This window comes from Streptomyces niveiscabiei, assembly GCF_001419795.1.
In the GTDB taxonomy this organism is placed as follows: Bacteria; Actinomycetota; Actinomycetes; order Streptomycetales; family Streptomycetaceae; genus Streptomyces; species Streptomyces niveiscabiei.
Genome location: NZ_LIRL01001235.1, coordinates 1 through 1,461, shown reverse-complemented (window position 1 = coordinate 1,461; position 1,461 = coordinate 1). Strand labels below are relative to the sequence as shown.

General features: G+C 63.0%; 1 protein-coding gene and 1 pseudogene. Both read left to right on the top strand.

Annotation, left to right across the window (positions count from 1 at the left end; genetic code table 11):
• Positions 1 to 782 (top strand): annotated as a pseudogene (locus AOK24_RS42525) (acyltransferase); the annotation flags it as partial.
• A gap of 35 nt (positions 783 to 817) precedes the next feature.
• The gene (locus tag AOK24_RS42520) at positions 818 to 1,396 is read left to right on the top strand and encodes a hypothetical protein (RefSeq protein ID WP_240554393.1); all 579 of its coding nucleotides are present in this window, start codon (positions 818 to 820) and stop codon (positions 1,394 to 1,396) included.
• The last annotated feature ends 65 nt before the right edge of the window (positions 1,397 to 1,461 follow it).

Sequence of the window (1,461 nt, the reverse complement as noted above, 5' to 3'; positions counted from 1 at the left end):
TCCCGCCCACGGACGAGATTCTCCAGAAAAAATCGCAGAAGGGTGCTGACGAGATCTGGGAGGGGCGCCCGAAATGGCGCAACAAAACCGCCTACGATCTCGCCAGGAAGGGCCAGCAGATCGAGGTCACGGCGCTGGACATGAACGCCGCCTATCTCTCCGCTTTCAAGGTGTGGCTCCCTGTCGGGAAGCTGATCGAGGAAGAGACCGACCAGCACCATCCGAAAAAGTCGGGCGTCTACCTGATCACCCCGCCGGAATGGGAGCACGACGACCTCCCCAACCCCCTGGGCTTCCGTAAGGAGACGGGCCCGGTGTGGGTGCCCGACTCGATGGTCCGCACCCTCCTGGACTGCGCATCCTGGGACCTGAGCGCCCCCCCGGTCATCCACCGCGCCCTCCTGTCCGGCGGCACGGAGATCCTGTTGGAGAAACTCCGCCGCGCCCTCGCCGACGTCCGCAAGAATGCCATTGAGGAAAACGACGAGATCACCACGGAATACGTGAAGTCCATGTATTCTAAGTTCGTGTCCACCATCGGAGAGTCCGCCGCCAACACCGAGATCCGGCGGCCCGACTGGATGCACATCATTCGCACCAAGGCGTTCACGAATCTGTGGCGCAAGGCATACAAGGCGCGTGAGGCCGGTCTGACCGTGATCGAAATCTCCGGAACCGACGAACTTCACATCGCGGGTGACTGGCGGCCGGTATTTCCGGAAGGCCGGAACCTGAGCCAGGTCAAGGAAAAGAACACCTACATGCTGGGGGGTAGCCGATAATGTCAGGATCACCAGGACTCTGGCAGCGCTGGGGCGTGTGGCAGAAATACGGTGCCCGGGGCGTGAAAGGCGGCGAAGCCCTGATCATGGAGATCAACCGGATCGTCTACCAGTCCGGCATCTCCTCCCCCGCCACCTCCAAGCGCGGTATGAACGCCCGCCTGCGGTACCTCGACAGCGCTGCGGGACGCGAGGCCCTCCGCAATCAGGGCGTCTCCGACCGCGCCCTGAAATCCTGGATGAAGGGAAAAGCCACCCCCTCACCCGCGAACCGCGAGCGCATCGACAACGCCTATTGGGAGCGCAAGCGGGAAAACCTCATCCGCTCCGGATGGCTCAAACGGCATCTCGACAACAACGGCGCGGGCAGGCGCATCGAGATCTACCCCGTCGACGAAAGCAACGTTCCCCAGCCTTATCGCCGTACCGAGGGAACGCACCGAAACCTGACGAACCGCTCTGTCACCGTCCGCTACATCTGGAACGACCTCGTCGACGCATGGGCCAACCAGGACGCGGACATGATGGACGAAATCTGGGAGGACATCATCTCGGACCTCGATTCCGACTGGACGGCATACGCCTACGTCTCCTCGGTCGGAATCGCCGCCTGACTACCGACCCTCGCCCGCGCCCGGTACCCACCGCCCTTTCCGGCCGGTGGGTACCGGCATTCCAG